The sequence below is a fragment of the Streptomyces sp. NPDC013157 genome (assembly GCF_042899865.1).
Lineage (GTDB): Bacteria > Actinomycetota > Actinomycetes > Streptomycetales > Streptomycetaceae > Streptomyces.
The window spans coordinates 14,500-30,010 of the sequence record NZ_JBIBAK010000013.1 but is presented as its reverse complement, the minus strand read 5'-3'; the positions used below and the strand labels follow the sequence as shown (position 1 = coordinate 30,010).

At 72.8% G+C, this 15,511-nt stretch carries 14 protein-coding genes; 3 read left to right on the top strand and 11 right to left on the bottom strand.

The genetic code is table 11. The features are described from left to right. The first annotated feature begins 37 nt into the window (after positions 1–37). On the top strand, positions 38–2,341 hold the full coding sequence (locus tag ACFY6U_RS32880; RefSeq protein ID WP_390044036.1) for a glycoside hydrolase family 3 N-terminal domain-containing protein: 2,304 nt from the start codon (positions 38–40) through the stop codon (positions 2,339–2,341). A 168-nt stretch (positions 2,342–2,509) separates the two neighbouring features. Here ACFY6U_RS32880 and ACFY6U_RS32875 read toward each other — a convergent pair whose 3' ends face one another. From ACFY6U_RS32875 to tsaB, 4 genes are read right to left on the bottom strand one after another with little or no spacing between them, the layout of a single operon-like run. Continuing rightward, entirely contained in the window at positions 2,510–2,770 is a 261-nt protein-coding gene (locus ACFY6U_RS32875) for a hypothetical protein (RefSeq protein ID WP_390044034.1), read from the bottom strand. Then, a complete protein-coding gene (tsaD, locus tag ACFY6U_RS32870; protein WP_390044032.1) occupies positions 2,767–3,861 on the bottom strand; it encodes a tRNA (adenosine(37)-N6)-threonylcarbamoyltransferase complex transferase subunit TsaD in 1,095 nt (364 codons plus the stop codon). The genes ACFY6U_RS32875 and tsaD overlap by 4 nt, the downstream gene beginning before the upstream one ends. Then, positions 3,854–4,381: a ribosomal protein S18-alanine N-acetyltransferase gene (gene rimI / locus ACFY6U_RS32865; protein WP_390044448.1), complete on the bottom strand. Its 528-nt coding sequence runs from the start codon at positions 4,379–4,381 to the stop codon at positions 3,854–3,856. The genes tsaD and rimI overlap by 8 nt, the downstream gene beginning before the upstream one ends. Before the next feature lie 17 nt (positions 4,382–4,398). Further along, positions 4,399–5,055, bottom strand: coding sequence for a tRNA (adenosine(37)-N6)-threonylcarbamoyltransferase complex dimerization subunit type 1 TsaB (tsaB, locus tag ACFY6U_RS32860; protein ID WP_390044030.1), 657 nt, complete (start codon positions 5,053–5,055; stop codon positions 4,399–4,401). 136 nt (positions 5,056–5,191) lie between these two features. Here tsaB and ACFY6U_RS32855 point away from each other — a divergent pair, with 136 nt between their 5' ends. Further along, the gene (locus ACFY6U_RS32855) at positions 5,192–5,755 is read left to right on the top strand and encodes a hypothetical protein (RefSeq protein WP_390044028.1); all 564 of its coding nucleotides are present in this window, start codon (positions 5,192–5,194) and stop codon (positions 5,753–5,755) included. 492 nt (positions 5,756–6,247) lie between these two features. Here the strand turns inward: ACFY6U_RS32855 and tsaE are convergent, their stop codons facing one another. The 7 genes from tsaE to glmS form a co-directional block, all read right to left on the bottom strand. Further along, positions 6,248–6,760, bottom strand: coding sequence for a tRNA (adenosine(37)-N6)-threonylcarbamoyltransferase complex ATPase subunit type 1 TsaE (gene tsaE / locus ACFY6U_RS32850; RefSeq protein ID WP_351491242.1), 513 nt, complete (start codon positions 6,758–6,760; stop codon positions 6,248–6,250). Beyond that, the gene (locus ACFY6U_RS32845) at positions 6,726–7,988 is read right to left on the bottom strand and encodes an alpha/beta fold hydrolase (protein WP_390044025.1); all 1,263 of its coding nucleotides are present in this window, start codon (positions 7,986–7,988) and stop codon (positions 6,726–6,728) included. The genes tsaE and ACFY6U_RS32845 overlap by 35 nt, the downstream gene beginning before the upstream one ends. A 130-nt stretch (positions 7,989–8,118) precedes the next feature. Further along, on the bottom strand, positions 8,119–9,324 hold the full coding sequence (alr, locus tag ACFY6U_RS32840) for an alanine racemase (RefSeq protein WP_390044024.1): 1,206 nt from the start codon (positions 9,322–9,324) through the stop codon (positions 8,119–8,121). A 92-nt stretch (positions 9,325–9,416) separates the two neighbouring features. Next, positions 9,417–10,340: a L,D-transpeptidase gene (locus ACFY6U_RS32835; protein ID WP_390044022.1), complete on the bottom strand. Its 924-nt coding sequence runs from the start codon at positions 10,338–10,340 to the stop codon at positions 9,417–9,419. Positions 10,341–10,542: 202 nt separating this feature from the next. Further along, the gene (locus tag ACFY6U_RS32830) at positions 10,543–11,997 is read right to left on the bottom strand and encodes an NAD(P)H-hydrate dehydratase (protein ID WP_390044020.1); all 1,455 of its coding nucleotides are present in this window, start codon (positions 11,995–11,997) and stop codon (positions 10,543–10,545) included. Between the two features lie 55 nt (positions 11,998–12,052). Then, entirely contained in the window at positions 12,053–12,424 is a 372-nt protein-coding gene (locus ACFY6U_RS32825; RefSeq protein ID WP_390044018.1) for a holo-ACP synthase, read from the bottom strand. 27 nt (positions 12,425–12,451) lie between these two features. Next, on the bottom strand, positions 12,452–14,299 hold the full coding sequence (glmS, locus tag ACFY6U_RS32820) for a glutamine--fructose-6-phosphate transaminase (isomerizing) (protein ID WP_390044016.1): 1,848 nt from the start codon (positions 14,297–14,299) through the stop codon (positions 12,452–12,454). A 219-nt stretch (positions 14,300–14,518) separates the two neighbouring features. Here glmS and coaA point away from each other — a divergent pair, with 219 nt between their 5' ends. Beyond that, a complete protein-coding gene (gene coaA / locus ACFY6U_RS32815; protein ID WP_390044014.1) occupies positions 14,519–15,487 on the top strand; it encodes a type I pantothenate kinase in 969 nt (322 codons plus the stop codon). Positions 15,488–15,511: the final 24 nt, after the last annotated feature.

Sequence of the window (15,511 nt, the reverse complement as noted above, 5' to 3'; positions counted from 1 at the left end):
AGCAGCGTTCGTAGCAGAGAACAGAGACGGGAGTTTCATGACCTCCGCTCCTTGGCGCGACCCCGCACTGCCCGCCGCCACCCGTGTCGACGACCTGCTCACCCGGATGACGCTGGAGGAGAAGACCGCCCAGCTGTACGGCGTCTGGGTGGGCGCCGCCACGGACGGCGACGGGGTCGCCCCGCTGCAACGCGAGATGACCGCCGACTACGACTGGGACGAGCTGATCACCCTCGGCATCGGCCAGCTGACGCGTTCCTTCGGCACCGCCCCGGTGGACCCGGCGCTGGGCGCGCGAGCACTGGCCCGCGCCCAGCGCCGGATCACCGCGGCCGGCCGCTTCGGCATCCCGGCGATCGCCCACGAGGAGTGCCTGGCCGGCTTCACCGCCTGGCAGGCGACGGCCTACCCGGTCCCGCTCGCCTGGGGCGCCGCCTTCGACCCGCCCCTTGTCGAGGAGCTGGGCCGGCACATCGGCGAGGACCTGCGCTCGGTCGGCGTCCACCAGGGCCTGGCCCCCGTCCTGGACGTGGTCCGCGACCCGCGCTGGGGCCGGGTCGAGGAGACGATCGGCGAGGACCCGTACCTCGTCGGCACCATCGGCTCCGCGTACGTCCGGGGCCTGGAGTCGGCCGGGGTGATCGCCACCCTCAAGCACTTCGCCGGCTACGCCTCCTCCGCGGGCGCCCGCAACCTGGCCCCGGTCCGCGCCGGGGTACGGGAGTACGCGGATGTCACCCTCCCCCCGTTCGAGATGGCGCTCCGGGAGGGCGGAGCCCGCTCGGTGATGGCGGCGTACAACGAGACCGACGGCGTCCCGGCCTCCGCGGATCCCCGCCTCCTGACCGACCTCCTGCGCGCGGAATGGGACTTCGACGGCACGGTCGTCGCCGACTACTTCGGCATCGGCTTCCTGCAGACACTGCACCGGGTCGCCGGTACGGAGGCGGAGGCGGCCCATCTCGCCCTGGCGGCGGGCATCGACGTCGAGTTGCCGACGCTGAAGTGCTACGGGCGTCCGCTGGTGGCGGCGGTGCGGGAAGGCGCGATCCCGGAGTCACTCGTCGACCGCGCGGCCCGCCGGGTCCTGCTCCAGAAGTGCGAGCTGGGCCTGCTGGACGAGGACTGGACCCCGGAGCCGTCGCGGGAGGGCCCGATCGACCTCGACTCGACGGCGAACCGCGCGCTGGCCCGCCGCCTGGCCGAGGAGTCGGTGGTCCTGCTGGACAACCCGAACGGCGCGCTCCCCCTCGCCCCCGACACCCGCATAGCGGTGGTGGGCCCGCGCGCCGCCGACGCCCTCGCCATGCTCGGCTGCTACTCCTTCCCGTCCCACGTCCTGACCCACCACCCCGAGGTCGACCTGGGCATCGCCATCCCTACCGTCCTCGACTCCCTGCGCACCGAACTCCCGGACGCGAAGGTGACGTTCGCCGAGGGCTGCGACGTCACGGACCCGGACCCGTCCGGCTTCGCGGAAGCGGTGGCACGCGCGTCCGAGGCCGACGTGTGCGTGGCGGTCCTGGGCGACCGCGCGGGCCTGTTCGGGCGGGGCACCTCGGGCGAGGGCTGCGACGTCACGGACCTCGGATTGCCGGGCGTTCAGGCGGACCTGCTGGACGCACTCCTCTCGACGGGCGTCCCGGTGGTCCTCGTCCTGCTCACCGGCCGCCCGTACGCGCTGGGCCGCTGGCACGGCCGGCTCGGCGCGGTCGTCCAGGCGTTCTTCCCCGGCGAGGAGGGCGGCCCGGCGGTGGCGGGAGTGCTGTCGGGCCGCGTCAACCCCTCGGGCCGCCTCCCGGTGAGCGTGCCCCGCGAGCCCGGCGGCCAGCCCTGGACCTACCTCCAGCCCCCGCTCGGCCTCGCGGGCGAGGTCAGCAACCTGGACCCGACCCCGCTGTATCCCTTCGGCCACGGCCGCTCCTACACGGCGTTCGCCTGGACCCTCGGCTCACCGGCCACGGCCGAGATCACCACGGACGGCTCCTACGACGTGACGCTGACGGTCCGCAACACGGGCGAGCGGGCAGGCACCGAGGTCGTACAGCTGTACCTGCACGACCCGGTGGCGTCGGTGACCCGCCCGGACGTCCGCCTGATCGGCTACCAGCGCGTGGACCTGGCCCCGGGCGCATCGAGAAAGGTGACCTTCCACTTCCACGCGGACCTGTCGGCGTTCACGGACCGGGAGGGGGCGCGGGTGGTGGAGCCGGGGGCACTGGAGCTGCGCGTGGGGGCGTCGAGCGCGGACACCCAGGGCACGGTGACACTCCAACTGACCGGTCCGGTACGACGGTTGGGGCCGGACCGGGTGCTGCGCTGCGAGACGGAGGTGGACTGACCGTCAGGACGCGGCAGCGTGCGCGACGAAAGGGGCCCAGGCGGGCCCTGGGCACTGCTGAACTTCTCGCCGTACGCGACACCGTCACCCAGATCACCCGTGCTCCAGGCAGGACGTTCCGGCAATAGGCCGCCGACAACGACGATCGCGTCCGCTGATCTCCACCGACTAGCCCTCGCCGACGGCCTCGAACCGCCACCGGTGCACCGGCCGGGTGACCAAGTCACGGGGCGGGTCGGGGAGTTCGGGAAGGTCCGAGGCGTCGTACGACGCCTCCCACCACGTGATGACCAGCACCCGGTCCTGCGGTGCCTGGAAGGTCTCCCGGCGCGACGGGGCCTCGGGGAGCTTCTGCTCGCGCGCCCAGGCGACGAGTTCCGCGCCCCGGCCCTCCGTCGCCCGTGCCTCCCACATCAAGGCGACTGTCACGAGTACAGGTTCTCCTTGCTGACCTCGTGGACGTGGTCGTGGTGGTGGCTGCCGGGGACGTGCGGGTCCGTCACCGGCAGGGAGCTGTCCGCCGAGAGGTCCCAGCCGGACGGGGTCCGGTTGCGTGCGACCATCTCCGCGCCGAGCGCGGCCACCATCGCGCCGTTGTCCGTGCACAACTTCATGCGCGGCACCCGGAGCCGGATGCCGGCCGCCTCGCAGCGCTCCGCCGCGAGGGCGCGCAGCCGGGAGTTGGCGGCGACCCCGCCGCCGATCATCAGGTGGTCGACGCCCTCGTCACGGCAGGCCCGGACGGCCTTGCGGGTCAGGACGTCCACGACCGCCTCCTGGAAGGAGGCGGACACGTCGCGGACCGGGACCTCCTCGCCCGCCGCCCGCTTGGCCTCGATCCAGCGGGCCACCGCCGTCTTGAGCCCGGAGAAGGAGAAGTCGTACGCCGGGTCGCGGGGCCCGGTGAGCCCGCGCGGGAAGGCGATGGCCTGCGGGTCCCCCTCCTTCGCGTACCGGTCGATGACCGGGCCGCCCGGGAAGCCCAGGTTCAGGACGCGCGCGATCTTGTCGAAGGCCTCGCCGGCCGCGTCGTCGATGGTGGCGCCGAGCGGTCGTACGTCGGAGGTGATGTCCGAGGAGAGGAGGAGGGAGGAGTGGCCGCCGGAGACCAGGAGGGCCATCGTCGGCTCCGGGAGCGGGCCGTGTTCGAGCTGGTCGACGCAGATGTGGGAGGCGAGGTGGTTCACGCCGTAGAGCGGCTTGCCGAGCGCGTACGCGTACGCCTTCGCTGCCGAGACGCCGACCAGCAGCGCGCCGGCCAGGCCGGGGCCCGCCGTGACCGCGATGCCGTCGAGGTCCTTCGCGCTCACGCCCGCGTCCTTCAGCGCACGCTCGATGGTCGGGACCATCGCCTCCAGGTGGGCCCGGGACGCCACCTCGGGCACCACTCCGCCGAAGCGGGCGTGCTCGTCGACGGACGAGGCGACGGCGTCGGCGAGCAGGGTGGTGCCCCGGACGATGCCGACGCCGGTCTCGTCGCAGGAGGTCTCGATCCCCAGAACCAGGGGTTCGTCAGCCATTGATCTCGGTTCCTTGTTCGGAGGTGGGCCCGGTGGCGGAGCCACTGCCGGGCTGCCCGGTCGTCAGGCGCATCACCAGGGCGTCCACGTTCCCCGGCTGGTAGTAGCCGCGTCTGAACCCGATGGGCTCGAAGCCGAACCGCTCGTAGAGCTTCTGGGCGCGGATGTTGTCGACCCGGCACTCCAGCATGACCTCGGCGCACTCGAAGGCGGTCGCGGCCCGCAGCAGCTCGGTGAGCAGCTCCGCGCCGAGCCCGGTGCCCCACTGGTCACGGCGTACGGCGATGGTCTGGATGTCGCCGACCGCGGCGGAACCGCTGTCGTCGGCGGCGGCGCCCTGGGCGGCGAGCCCTCCGTACCCGACGATCCGGTCGCCCTCCAGGGCCACCAGGTACCGGCGGGTCGCCCCGGGTCCCCTCGCGTGTGCGAGCTCGGACCAGAACATCCCCCGCGACCAGGCGTCCTCGGGGAACAGGTCCTTCTCCAGCTCCAGGACCGGGTCGATGTCCCACCAGCGCATCTCGCGCAGCTGTGCGGTCACTTCGGGGTGACCACCTTGTAGTTCTTGGGCACCTGGGCGTCCGGCCGGCGCAGGTACAGCGGCCGGGGCGCGGGCAGTTCCTCGCCCGCGGCCAGCTTCGCGGCGGCCAGCGACGCGAGGGCCGCGGCGGAGACGTGCTCGGGCTCGTGGACGACCGGGAAGGTGTCGGGGTAGAGCAGCGCCCCGGCGCCGACGGCAGGCAGCCCGGCCACCTTCTCGGCGATGTCGGCGGGCCGGTCGACGGCGGGGTCCGTGCGCCGGGTGCGCGAGTCCTCGTACACCGCCCAGTAGACCTCCTTGCGGCGGGCGTCGGTCGCGACGACGAACGGGCCCTTCTCGATGTCGGCCGCGTAGGCGAGCCCGTCGAGCGTGCACAGGCCGTGGACGGGCACGCCGAGCGCGAGCCCGAAGGTGTCCGCGGTCATCAGACCGACCCGCAGGCCGGTGTAGGGGCCGGGACCGATGCCGGTGACGATCTCGGTGACGGCGTCCAGCGATACCCCGGCCTCGGCGAGGACGCGGTCGACGGCCGGCAGCAGCAGCTCGCCGTGCCGGCGCGCGTCCACCTGGCTCGACGAGGCGATGACGGCCGTACCGTCGTGCAGGGCGACGGTGACGGCGGGGGTGGCGGTATCCAGAGCGAGCAAGAGCACGCGAACAGCCTACGGCTCCGGCGCCGCGAGCACGCCCGGCCGGGTCGGACGGTCACTGACTGCTACGGTCTGTACGAAGTACGACATATACGGCGAGACTCCCCGTGAGGCTCTACGGCAGGCAGAGGTGGCGCACGTGGCAGGGACCAGCTCGGGAGTCGTGGCCGGCCTCACCGCTGCGGCCGTCGGGGCGGTCGGATTCCTCGCCTACCAGGCCTCGGCCACCGTCCCGCCCGGTCTCGGCAGCCGGTCGTCGGCGAGCCCCGCGCCCGGAGCGCCGGGCGCCAAGGCGCCCCGGGACCGCCGTCACCCCACCGCGCTGCCGAACACCTCCGGGACGGGTGAACGGGTGGTGTACTCGGTGGACGACGACCGGGTCTGGCTCGTCAGCGAGCGGGGCCGCGTCGAGCGCACCTTCAAGGTGAGCCCCGGCACCATCGACCCGCCGCTCGGCGCGTACTGGGTGACGTCCCGCTCGAAGGCCGTCACGGGCACGGACGGCCTCCCCATCGAACACGTGGTCCGCTTCACCACCACGAAGGACGGCTCGGCGATCGGCTTCAGCGCCGTCACCGCCCAGCGCGCCGCCGCACCCCCCGACCCCACGGTGAAGACGGGCGGCATCCGCGAGACCCGCGCGGACGGCAACGCGATGTGGAACTTCGCGACGATCGGGGTGAAGGTGATCGTGATCCGCTGACGCGCCCCTGATCGGCGGCGCAGCCGCCGCCCGGGGGCGCGGGGCCGTATCTGATGTGCAGCTCCGCCGCGTGGGCGCGACCAGCCCCCACCGGCCCGCACGGACCTACCGGCCGAACCCGCCTAAGCGCTCCGCGGCAAGTACCGCGATCCGTCGGCTGCCGCGCCGTCGTGGCTGATCGCGCAGTTCCCCGCGCCCCTTCGGGGCGCTGCCGAAATCGGCTTCGCAGGCAGCTCCGGCGCTCTCGGCGGCCGGGACACCGCGTCGGCCGCCACACAGGCCGCCAGCAGCTCGCGCATGGAGACACCGGGGGCCACGGCGACCACGGCCGGTCGCCGCTCCTCGGACTGGGACACGGACACTGGCGCCTCCTGAGGTGCGGGGGCGGACGTAGTTAGGTAGACCTAACTACGGACTGGGTACCATGTGACCACGCCCGATACGTCCGGCGCAATATCTTGCCGACGCCTTGTCGGAACGTTCACACGGTGCTCAGGCGGACAGCACCCCGAGATCCACCCCGTCCCACCGCTCCCCCAGCCCCGCCAGGGTCACGTGCCGCACCTCGTCGGCGGTGTCGCCGACCGCCCGGTGGATCCGGACCATGAGCCGGTCGTCGGTCAGCTCCTCGACCTTGCCCTCGCCCCACTCCACGACGACCACGGACTCGGGCAGCGAGACGTCGAGGTCCAGGTCCTCCATCTCGTCGAGCCCGCCGCCCAGGCGATAGGCGTCCACATGGACGAGCGGCGGCCCGCCCCCCAGGGAGGGATGCACGCGGGCGATGACGAACGTCGGCGACGTGACGGCCCCGCGCACACCGAGCCCTTCCCCGAGCCCGCGCGTCAACGTCGTCTTGCCGGCGCCGAGCTCCCCGCTGAGCATCACGAGGTCACCGGCGCGCAGCAACTTCGCCAGTCGGCGGCCCAGCTCCCCCATCTGCTCAGGGGAGGTGACGATCAACTCGGTCTCAGCCTGGCTGTGCCGTGCTGCTGGTGCTTCCATAGCCACTTACCGTAGCCCCTGCCGGCACGGCACCCGCGCGGGTGAGCAGGTCGGCGAGGCGGTCGGTGACCACTTCCGGGTGCTCCAGCATGACCAGGTGCCCGGCGTCCGCGACGAGCACCAGCTCGGCGTCGGGCAGCAGGTCGGCGATGACCTCGCTGTGCTCGCTGGGCGTGACGAGGTCCTGCACCCCGGCCAGCACCAGCACCGGCAGGTTCTGGAAGTAGGCGAGCGCGGCGGTCTTGTCGTGGTCGGTGAAGGCCGGATAGAACTCGGCGACGACGTCGATCGGCGTCGACTCGATCATCCGCTCCGCGAACCGCTCCACCGCCGGGTCGACGTCCTTGGACGCGAACGAGTACCGCTTGATGATCCCGGCGAAGAGGTCGGCGGTGACCCGCCGCCCCTTCTCCACCAGCGCGGCCTGCGTGCCCAGTGCCTTCAGCACCCCGGGCAGCACCCGGCGCACCACGTTGACCCCGGCGACCGGCAGCCCGAAGTTGACCTCGCCGAGCCGCCCGGACGAGGTACCGACGAAGGCGGTGGCGACCACCCGCTCCCGGATCAGGTCGGGATACTGCGCGGCCAGCGCCATCACCGTCATGCCGCCCATGGAGTGCCCGACCAGCACGATCGGCCCCTGCGGCGCGGCCGCGTCCAGGACGGCCTTCAGGTCCCGGCCCAGCTGGTCGATGGTGAGCTCCACCCCGTCCTCGTGCTGGGCGACGCCCCGTCCGGAGCGGCCGTGGCTGCGCTGGTCCCAGTGCACGGTGCGCACGACCCCGCGCAGGGCCGCCCGCTGGAAGTGCCAGGAGTCCTGGTTGAGGCAGTAGCCGTGGCTGAAGACGACGGTGACGGGCGCGGGCGCCTTGCGGCCGAAGAGCCGGCGGCGGCGCGGCGAGACGGCGGGGCCGGGGTCGGGTTCCACCTCGTCGACCTCGTAGTACAGCTCGGTGCCGTCGTCGGCGTACGCCTTGCCGGGGGTGCCGCGCAGGGTGCCGTACGGGCCTGCCGAGTCCAGTGCCAGCCGGGCCTTGCGGCGCATCCCGCGGCCGACGGTCATCCGCTCCACGGCGACGCCGGCCGCGGCACCGGCGGCGAGCACTCCTATGGCGGCTCCGGCGACGCCCGTCACCTTGCGCCAGCTGCCGGAGGCCGCCCCCGTGGCCGAGGCGACGACGGCCGCCGCGGCGGCTTCCGCTACGGCCTCCGCACTGCTCTCGCTCACGTACCGCTCCTCTTCGCCGTACTGCAGTTCGCTGCTCAGGTGAACACGGGTGATGCTGACGCGATGCCTGTTGCTGATGTTGCTGTTGATACAGGTGTAACCGGGTCGTGCCGCCGCCGAACCCCGAAGGTCAGGCGCCGTCCCCTGGTTCTTGCCCAGTCGGTTCCCCGTTCACATAGACGCGGGGAACCCGGGTTCCGATGCGGGTGACGATTTCGTATGCGATCGTGCCCGCGGCCTGGGCCCAGTCCTCGGCGGTGGGTTCGCCCCGGTCGCCCGGACCGAAGAGCACGGCCTCCGCGCCGGCTTCCGGCTCGTCGCCACCGAGGTCCACGACGAACTGGTCCATGGCGATGCGCCCGGCGGCCGTCCGCCACTTGCCGCCGACCAGGACGGGCCCGGCGCCGGAGGCGTGCCGCGGGATGCCGTCCGCGTAGCCGACGGGGACGAGTCCGAGGGTGGTCTCGCCGGGCGTGACGTAGTGGTGCCCGTAGCTGACCCCGTGCCCGCCCGGTACGTGCTTGACCAGGGCGAGGGAGGCGGACAGCGTCATCACGGGGCGCAGGCCGAAGTCGGCCGCGCTGCCCAGCTCGGGGCTGGGCGAGAGGCCGTAGAGCGCGATGCCCGTGCGGACGAGGTCGAAGTGGGTCTCGGGCAGGGTGAGGGTGGCCGGCGAGTTGGCGATGTGCCGCACCTCGGGGCGCACGCCCTGTTCCTCGGCGTACCCGAGCAGCTCGCGGAAGAGGGTGAGCTGGGCGGCGATGGAGGGATGGCCGGGCTCGTCGGCGCAGGCGAAGTGCGACCACAGCCCGGTGACGCGGACCAGCCCCGCCGCCTCGGCGCGCAGCGCCTCGCGGACCAGCTCGGGCCAGTCGGCGGGCTGGCAGCCGTTGCGCCCGAGTCCGGTGTCGGCCTTGAGCTGCACGCGGGCCGGCCGGCCTGCCGTCCGGGCCGCCTCGGTCACCTCCCGCAGGGCCCACATGTCGCTCACGGACACGTCGAGGTCGGCCTCGACGGCCTCCCGCCAGGGCCCGCCCGGAGTCCACAGCCAGCACATGATCCGCACGTCCGCGGGCAGCTCCGGGTCCGCGCGCAGCGCCAGGGCCTCCTCCGGGGTGGCCGTGCCCAGCCAGCTCGCGCCCGCCTCGACGGCCGCGCGGGCACACCGCAGGGCCCCGTGGCCGTACGCGTCGGACTTCACGACGGCCATCAGGGCCGCGCCCGGCGCGAGGGCACGCAGGGTCCGCGCATTGGCCCGCAGGGCGGCCAGGTCGATCTCGGCGCGGGCGCGCAGGGGCGCGGTCGGTGCGGTCTGCGCAGTCGGTGTATCACTCATCGCGCCCCCAGTGTCTCAGAGGCCTCCGACAGCCCTCCGGCACAGCCCCTGGTTGAGCACCGGCCGTCCTCGGGTACCCGCCGATCACGGACTCAAGTACCGGTCCGGTGCCCCCACACGTAGACCTTGTCGCCCTTCTTCAGCACGCCCCACAGCTTCTTCGCGTCGCCGAGCTTGAGGTTCACGCAGCCCCAGGAGCCGACGGTGGTGTAGATGGAGCCGTAGACGGCGTGGAAGGCCTGTCCGCCGTCGAAGAACTGGGCGTACGGCATCGGCGAGTTGTACAGGGTCGACCAGTGGTTCTTGTGCCGCCAGTAGACGGTGTGCCACCCGGCCCGGGTCGCGTACCCCTTCCGCCCGCTGCGCATCTGCACCGGCCCGTAGACCACCTTGCTGCCCTTCTGCACCCAGGTGACCTGCCGGTTGAGGTCGACGCAGGCGACCCGGTACGACTTCACGGGGCAGTTCCTGGCGGCGTTCGGGTTCTTCTTCGCCGACAGGAGCATCATCTGGTACCAGGTCACGGGCCCGGCGAACCCGATCGCCGGCTTGATCTTGTACGTCTTCTGGAACTTCTGGATGGCCTTGCAGTCGGCGGCGGACTGCTTCCCGTCCGCCTTCAGCTTCAGCCACTGCTCGATCTGCTTCTGATACGGCCCGGTGAGCTTGGAGCAGCTCACCTTGGAGACGGCGTCGCTGAGCGGCACGTACTCGATGAGGTCGTACGTCCCCGGCGGCGCCGCCTTCGGCTCGACGGCGTCCTCCTTGGCGCTGGGCGTGTACACCTTCGGCGCCAGCATCTGGTCGGGGGTGTCGATCTGCCAGGGCTGCGCGGGCCCCGGCGCGACCCCCGGTACCAGCTCCGACTCGGGGACGGCGGCGCCCGGTCCGGGAACGCCACCGGCCGCGACCCCGGTCCCGGCACCCAGCGAGAGAACGGCCACGGCAGCGACGAGGGTTCCTGCGGCACCCCGCGCAAGACCGCCCCGCTGACACACAATTCGTCCACTAATCATGCGATCAGACAACCCCGCAGCATCCGGGATTCCGGGAAGCCGCGCGGGGAGGTCACCCGGGGGATGCAGGGCGCCCCGTAAGGGGCGCTGGGGGAGGAACTGCGCAACCAGCCCCCACCCGCCCCACCCGCCCGCACCCGACCGTCGGGCGTCGGGCCGGGGCCGGGGCCGGGGCGGAGCCCCGTGACGGTGCGGGCTCGGCCTAGCGAGTCGGGTGGGCGGGTGGGAAGACGCCCCGCCAGGCCGACGGCAACTCGTCGGCGACGGCGTGAGCCACCGTCGGCGCCCCCTCCGCCGCGAACCGCCCCGCGAGCCCGTGCAGATACGCCGCCACACTCCCCGCGTCCCGCCCGTCCAGCCCCGCCGCCAGCAACGACCCCGCCAGCCCCGACAGCACATCCCCGCTCCCGGCGGTGGCGAGCCAGGGCGTCCCCGTCGCGTTCACCCGGACGGCGGCGGCCCCTCCCCCGACCGCCGCCACCAACGTCGTCGACCCCTTCAGCAGCACCGTCGCCCGATACGCCGCCGCCAGCTCCCGCACCGCCGCGAGCCGACCGCCCTCGACCTCCTCCCGCCGTACCCCCAGCAGGGCCGCCGCCTCCCCGGCGTGCGGCGTCATCAGGGTCGGCGCCGTACGGCCGCGCACCGTGTCCCGGTCGGCGAGCCGCAGCCCGTCCGCGTCGACCAGCACCGGCACGTCCGCCTCCAGCACCTCGGCGACGGCGTCGGCGTCGTCCCCGACCCCCGGTCCGGCCACCCACGCCTGGACCCGCCCGGCCTTGCGCGGCCCCCCGTCCGACACCAGCGTCTCGGGAAAGCGGGCCAGCACCTCGTCCTTGGCCGGACCGACGTACCGTACGGCCCCGGCCCCGCCCCGCAACGCCCCGGCGACGGCCAGCACGGCCGCCCCCGGATAGCGCGCCGAGCCGGCCACGATGCCCACCACTCCCCGCCGGTACTTGTCGCTCTCCGCCGACGGCATGGGCAGCAGCCGCGCCACGTCCACGTCCTGCAACGCCTCCAGCTCGGCCTCCTCGGGCAGTTCGAGCCCGATGTCGACCAGCCGTACCGAACCGGCGTACTCCCGCGCCGGATCGATCAGCAGCCCCGGCTTGTGGGTCCCGAAGGTCACGGTCAGGTCCGCGCGTACGGCCGCCCCGCGCACCTCACCGCTGTCCGCCTCCACGCCGCTCGGCAGGTCCACGGCGACGACGGCGGCCCGGGACCGCTCCACGACCGCCACCAGCGCGGCCGCCTCGGGCCGCAGCCCGCCCTTCCCGCCGATCCCCACGATCCCGTCGACGACGAGATCGGCCCGCAGGAGCAACTCCTCGGCGCCGCCGTCCCGTACGACGGTCCCGCCCGCCCGGCGCAGCGCCGCCAGCCCGCCCTCGTGCGTACGCTCCGGCGCGAGCAGTACGGCCGCGACCCCCGCCCCTCTGCGCGCCAGCCGTGCCCCGGCGTACAGCGCGTCCCCGCCGTTGTCCCCGCTGCCGACGAGCAGGACCACCCGGCTGCCGTACACCCGTCCGAGCAACTCGGCGCAGGCGGCGGCCAGCCCGGCGGCGGCCCGCTGCATCAGCGCCCCTTCCGGCAGCCGCGCCATCAGCTCCCGCTCGGCCGCCCGTACCGTCTCCACGCTGTAAGCAGTCCGCATGCCCCGAGTCTCCCCCGGAACCCGCGGGACGCGCATCCGCCCCGCCCCGCCCGTGTCACCCCTCGGCGATCACCACCGCCGACGCCACCCCGGCGTCGTGACTGAGCGACACATGCCACGACCGCACCCCGAGTTCCGCCGCGCAGGCGGCCACGCTCCCCTTCACCTGCAGCCGCGGCCGGCCGTTGTCCTCGACGACCACCTCCGCGTCCGTCCAGAGCAGCCCCGGCGGCGCGCCGAGAGCCTTGGCCAACGCCTCCTTGGCCGCGAACCGCACCGCGAGCGAGGCGACACCGCGCCGCTCCCCGCTCGCCAGATACAACTCCCGTTCCACGAAAAGCCGCCCGGCCAGCCCGGGAGTCCGCTCCAGCGACTCCCGGAACCGGTCGATCTCGGCGACGTCGATGCCTACCCCGATGATGCTCATGGTCAGCACCCTAAGGTCACGCCACGCTCACTCCACGGTGACCGACTTGGCGAGATTCCTCGGCTGGTCCACCTCGTTGCCCCGGGCGGTGGCCAGTTCGCAGGCGAAGACCTGGAGCGGGACCGTGGCGACCAGCGGCTGCAGGAGGGTGGGGGTGACGGGGATCCGGATCAGGTGGTCGGCGTACGGTACGACCGCTTCGTCGCCGTCCTCCGCGATCACGATGGTGCGGGCGCCGCGGGCCCGGATCTCCTGGATGTTGGACACGATCTTGTCGTGGAGCACCGAGCGACCGCGCGGGGACGGGACCACGACCACCACCGGCAGGTCCGCCTCGATCAGCGCGATCGGCCCGTGCTTCAGCTCGCCCGCCGCGAAGCCCTCGGCGTGCATGTACGCCAACTCCTTGAGCTTCAGGGCGCCTTCGAGGGCGACCGGGTAGCCGACGTGCCGGCCGAGGAACAGCACGGTCTTCTTGTCCGCCAGCGACCGTGCCAGCGCCCGTACCGGCTCCATGGTCTCCAGGACCCGCTCGACCTCGCCGGAGATGTGCGAGAGGTCCCGGATCACCGCGCTGATCTCGTCGCCCCACTTGGTGCCCCGCACCTGGCCGAGGTACAGCGCCACCAGGTAGCAGGCCACCAGCTGGGTGAGGAACGCCTTGGTCGAGGCGACCGCGACCTCCGGTCCGGCGTGGGTGTACAGCACCGCGTCCGACTCGCGCGGGATCGTCGAGCCGTTGGTGTTGCAGATCGCGAGGACCTTCGAACCCTGCTCGCGGGCGTGCCTGAGGGCCATCAGCGTGTCCATGGTCTCGCCGGACTGGGAGATGGCGATGACGAGACTGCGCGAGTCCAGGATCGGGTCCCGGTACCGGAACTCGCTCGCCAGCTCCACCTCGCACGGGATGCGCGTCCAGTGCTCGATGGCGTACTTGGCGATCAGGCCGGCGTGGAAGGCCGTACCGCAGGCGACGATGACGACCTTGTCGACCTCCCGGAGCTCGGCGGCGCCGATCCGGACCTCGTCCAGCGTCAGCGAGCCGTTCGCGTCGATGCGGCCCAGGAGGGTGTCGGCGACCGCCTTGGGCTGCTCGGCGATCTCCTTGAGCATGAAGTAGTCGTACCCGCCCTTTTCCGCCGCCGACGCGTCCCAGTCGACGTGGTACGAGCGGACGTCCGCCGGGGCGCCGTCGAAGCCCGTCACCGTCACGCCGTCCCGGCGCAGCTCCACCACCTGGTCCTGGCCCAGCTCGATCGCCGACCGCGTGTGGGCGATGAACGCGGCGACGTCCGAGGCGAGAAACGCCTCGCCCTCTCCGACGCCCACCACGAGCGGGGAGTTCCGGCGCGCGCCCACGACCACGTCCGGCTCGTCGGCGTGCACCGCGACCAGCGTGAACGCGCCCTCCAGCCGCCGGCACACCAGCCGCATCGCCTCGGCGAGGTCGGCGGTGACGGAGAACTCCTCGGCGAGCAGGTGCGCGACCACCTCGGTGTCCGTCTCGGACGCGAGGTCGTGCCCGCGCTCGGCCAACTCCCCCCGCAGCGCGGCGAAGTTCTCGATGATCCCGTTGTGGACGACGGCGACCCGGCCCGCGTTGTCGAGGTGCGGATGCGCGTTGGCGTCCGTCGGCCCGCCGTGCGTGGCCCAGCGGGTGTGCCCGATACCGGTGGCACCGGCCGGCAGCGGCCGCTCCGTCAGCTCCTTCTCCAGGTTGACCAGCTTCCCGGCCCGCTTCGCCGACGCCAGCCCACCGTCCGCGAGCACGGCGACCCCCGCCGAGTCGTACCCCCGGTACTCCAGCCGCTTGAGCCCGGCGACCACCACATCGAGCGCAGACTGCGCCCCCACGTATCCCACGATTCCGCACATGACCGGCAGCCTAAGTGCCGCCCCCGGCCCGAACACGGCTCAGCGTGCCCGAAATCGGAAATTATCGGCCCATCACCGCCTGCCTCTTCCGGTGCCGGGTCTGCGGCGTCCACCTCGCCTGCGCCGACTGCACATGATCAGAACCCCACGTGACCGACCCCACCCCCCGCGCCGTTCAAACTCCGTTAACAATGGAATGTGATCTCTCCGGTCTCCCCGATGCCCCGGAGCGCCCACCGGCACAAGCCGGAGGCGACTCCCTACGTCGACCTCACCCGTGCCGAGTGGAGCGCGCTCCGCGACAAGACGCCGCTGCCGCTCACCGCCGAGGAGGTCGAGAAGCTGCGCGGTCTCGGCGATGTCATCGACCTCGACGAGGTGCGGGACGTCTATCTCCCGCTGTCGCGGCTGCTCAACCTCTACGTCGGGGCCACGGACGGCCTCAGAGGCGCCCTGAACACCTTCCTCGGCGAGCAGGGCTCCCAGTCCGGAACCCCGTTCGTGATAGGCGTCGCCGGCTCCGTGGCCTGCGGCAAGTCGACCGTCTCCCGTCTGCTCCAGGCGCTGCTGTCCCGCTGGCCCGAGCACCCGCGCGTCGAGCTGGTGACGACGGACGGCTTCCTGCTCCCGACCAAGGAGCTCGAAGCGCGCGGCCTGATGTCGCGCAAGGGCTTCCCCGAGTCGTACGACCGCCGGGCCCTGACCCGCTTCGTCGCCGACATCAAAGCCGGCAAGGACGAGGTCACCGCCCCCGTCTACTCCCACCTCATCTACGACATCGTCCCGGACCGGAAGCTCACGGTCCGCCGCCCCGACATCCTCATCGTCGAGGGCCTCAACGTCCTGCAGCCCGCACTCCCCGGCCAGGACGGCCGTACCCGCGTCGGCCTGGCCGACTACTTCGACTTCAGCGTGTACGTCGACGCGAACGCGGAGGACATCGAGCGCTGGTACCTCAACCGCTTCAGGAAGCTCCGTCAGACCGCCTTCCAGGACCCGGACTCGTACTTCAGGAAGTACACCCAGGTGTCCGAGGAGGAGGCGGTCGACTACGCCCGCGGCCTGTGGCGGACCATCAACAAGCCCAACCTGGTGGAGAACATCGCCCCGACCCGCGGCCGCGCCACCCTGGTCGTCCGCAAGGGACCGGACCACAAGGTGCAGCGGCTGCGGCTCCGCAAGCTGTAGGGCGCCCAAGTGCCGCTGCCCGGC

Bases quoted from the DNA above. Each gene is read 5' to 3' on its own strand.
- ACFY6U_RS32880 (WP_390044036.1), top strand. From the start codon at position 38: ATGACCTCCGCTCCTTGGCGCGACCCCGCACTGCCCGCCGCCACCCGT.
- tsaD (WP_390044032.1), bottom strand. From the start codon at position 3,861: ATGGCTGACGAACCCCTGGTTCTGGGGATCGAGACCTCCTGCGACGAG.
- rimI (WP_390044448.1), bottom strand. From the start codon at position 4,381: ATGCGCTGGTGGGACATCGACCCGGTCCTGGAGCTGGAGAAGGACCTG.
- tsaE (WP_351491242.1), bottom strand. From the start codon at position 6,760: ATGGAAGCACCAGCAGCACGGCACAGCCAGGCTGAGACCGAGTTGATC.
- alr (WP_390044024.1), bottom strand. From the start codon at position 9,324: ATGAGTGATACACCGACTGCGCAGACCGCACCGACCGCGCCCCTGCGC.
- ACFY6U_RS32835 (WP_390044022.1), bottom strand. From the start codon at position 10,340: ATGATTAGTGGACGAATTGTGTGTCAGCGGGGCGGTCTTGCGCGGGGT.
- ACFY6U_RS32830 (WP_390044020.1), bottom strand. From the start codon at position 11,997: ATGCGGACTGCTTACAGCGTGGAGACGGTACGGGCGGCCGAGCGGGAG.
- ACFY6U_RS32825 (WP_390044018.1), bottom strand. From the start codon at position 12,424: ATGAGCATCATCGGGGTAGGCATCGACGTCGCCGAGATCGACCGGTTC.
- glmS (WP_390044016.1), bottom strand. From the start codon at position 14,299: ATGTGCGGAATCGTGGGATACGTGGGGGCGCAGTCTGCGCTCGATGTG.
- coaA (WP_390044014.1), top strand. From the start codon at position 14,519: ATGCCCCGGAGCGCCCACCGGCACAAGCCGGAGGCGACTCCCTACGTC.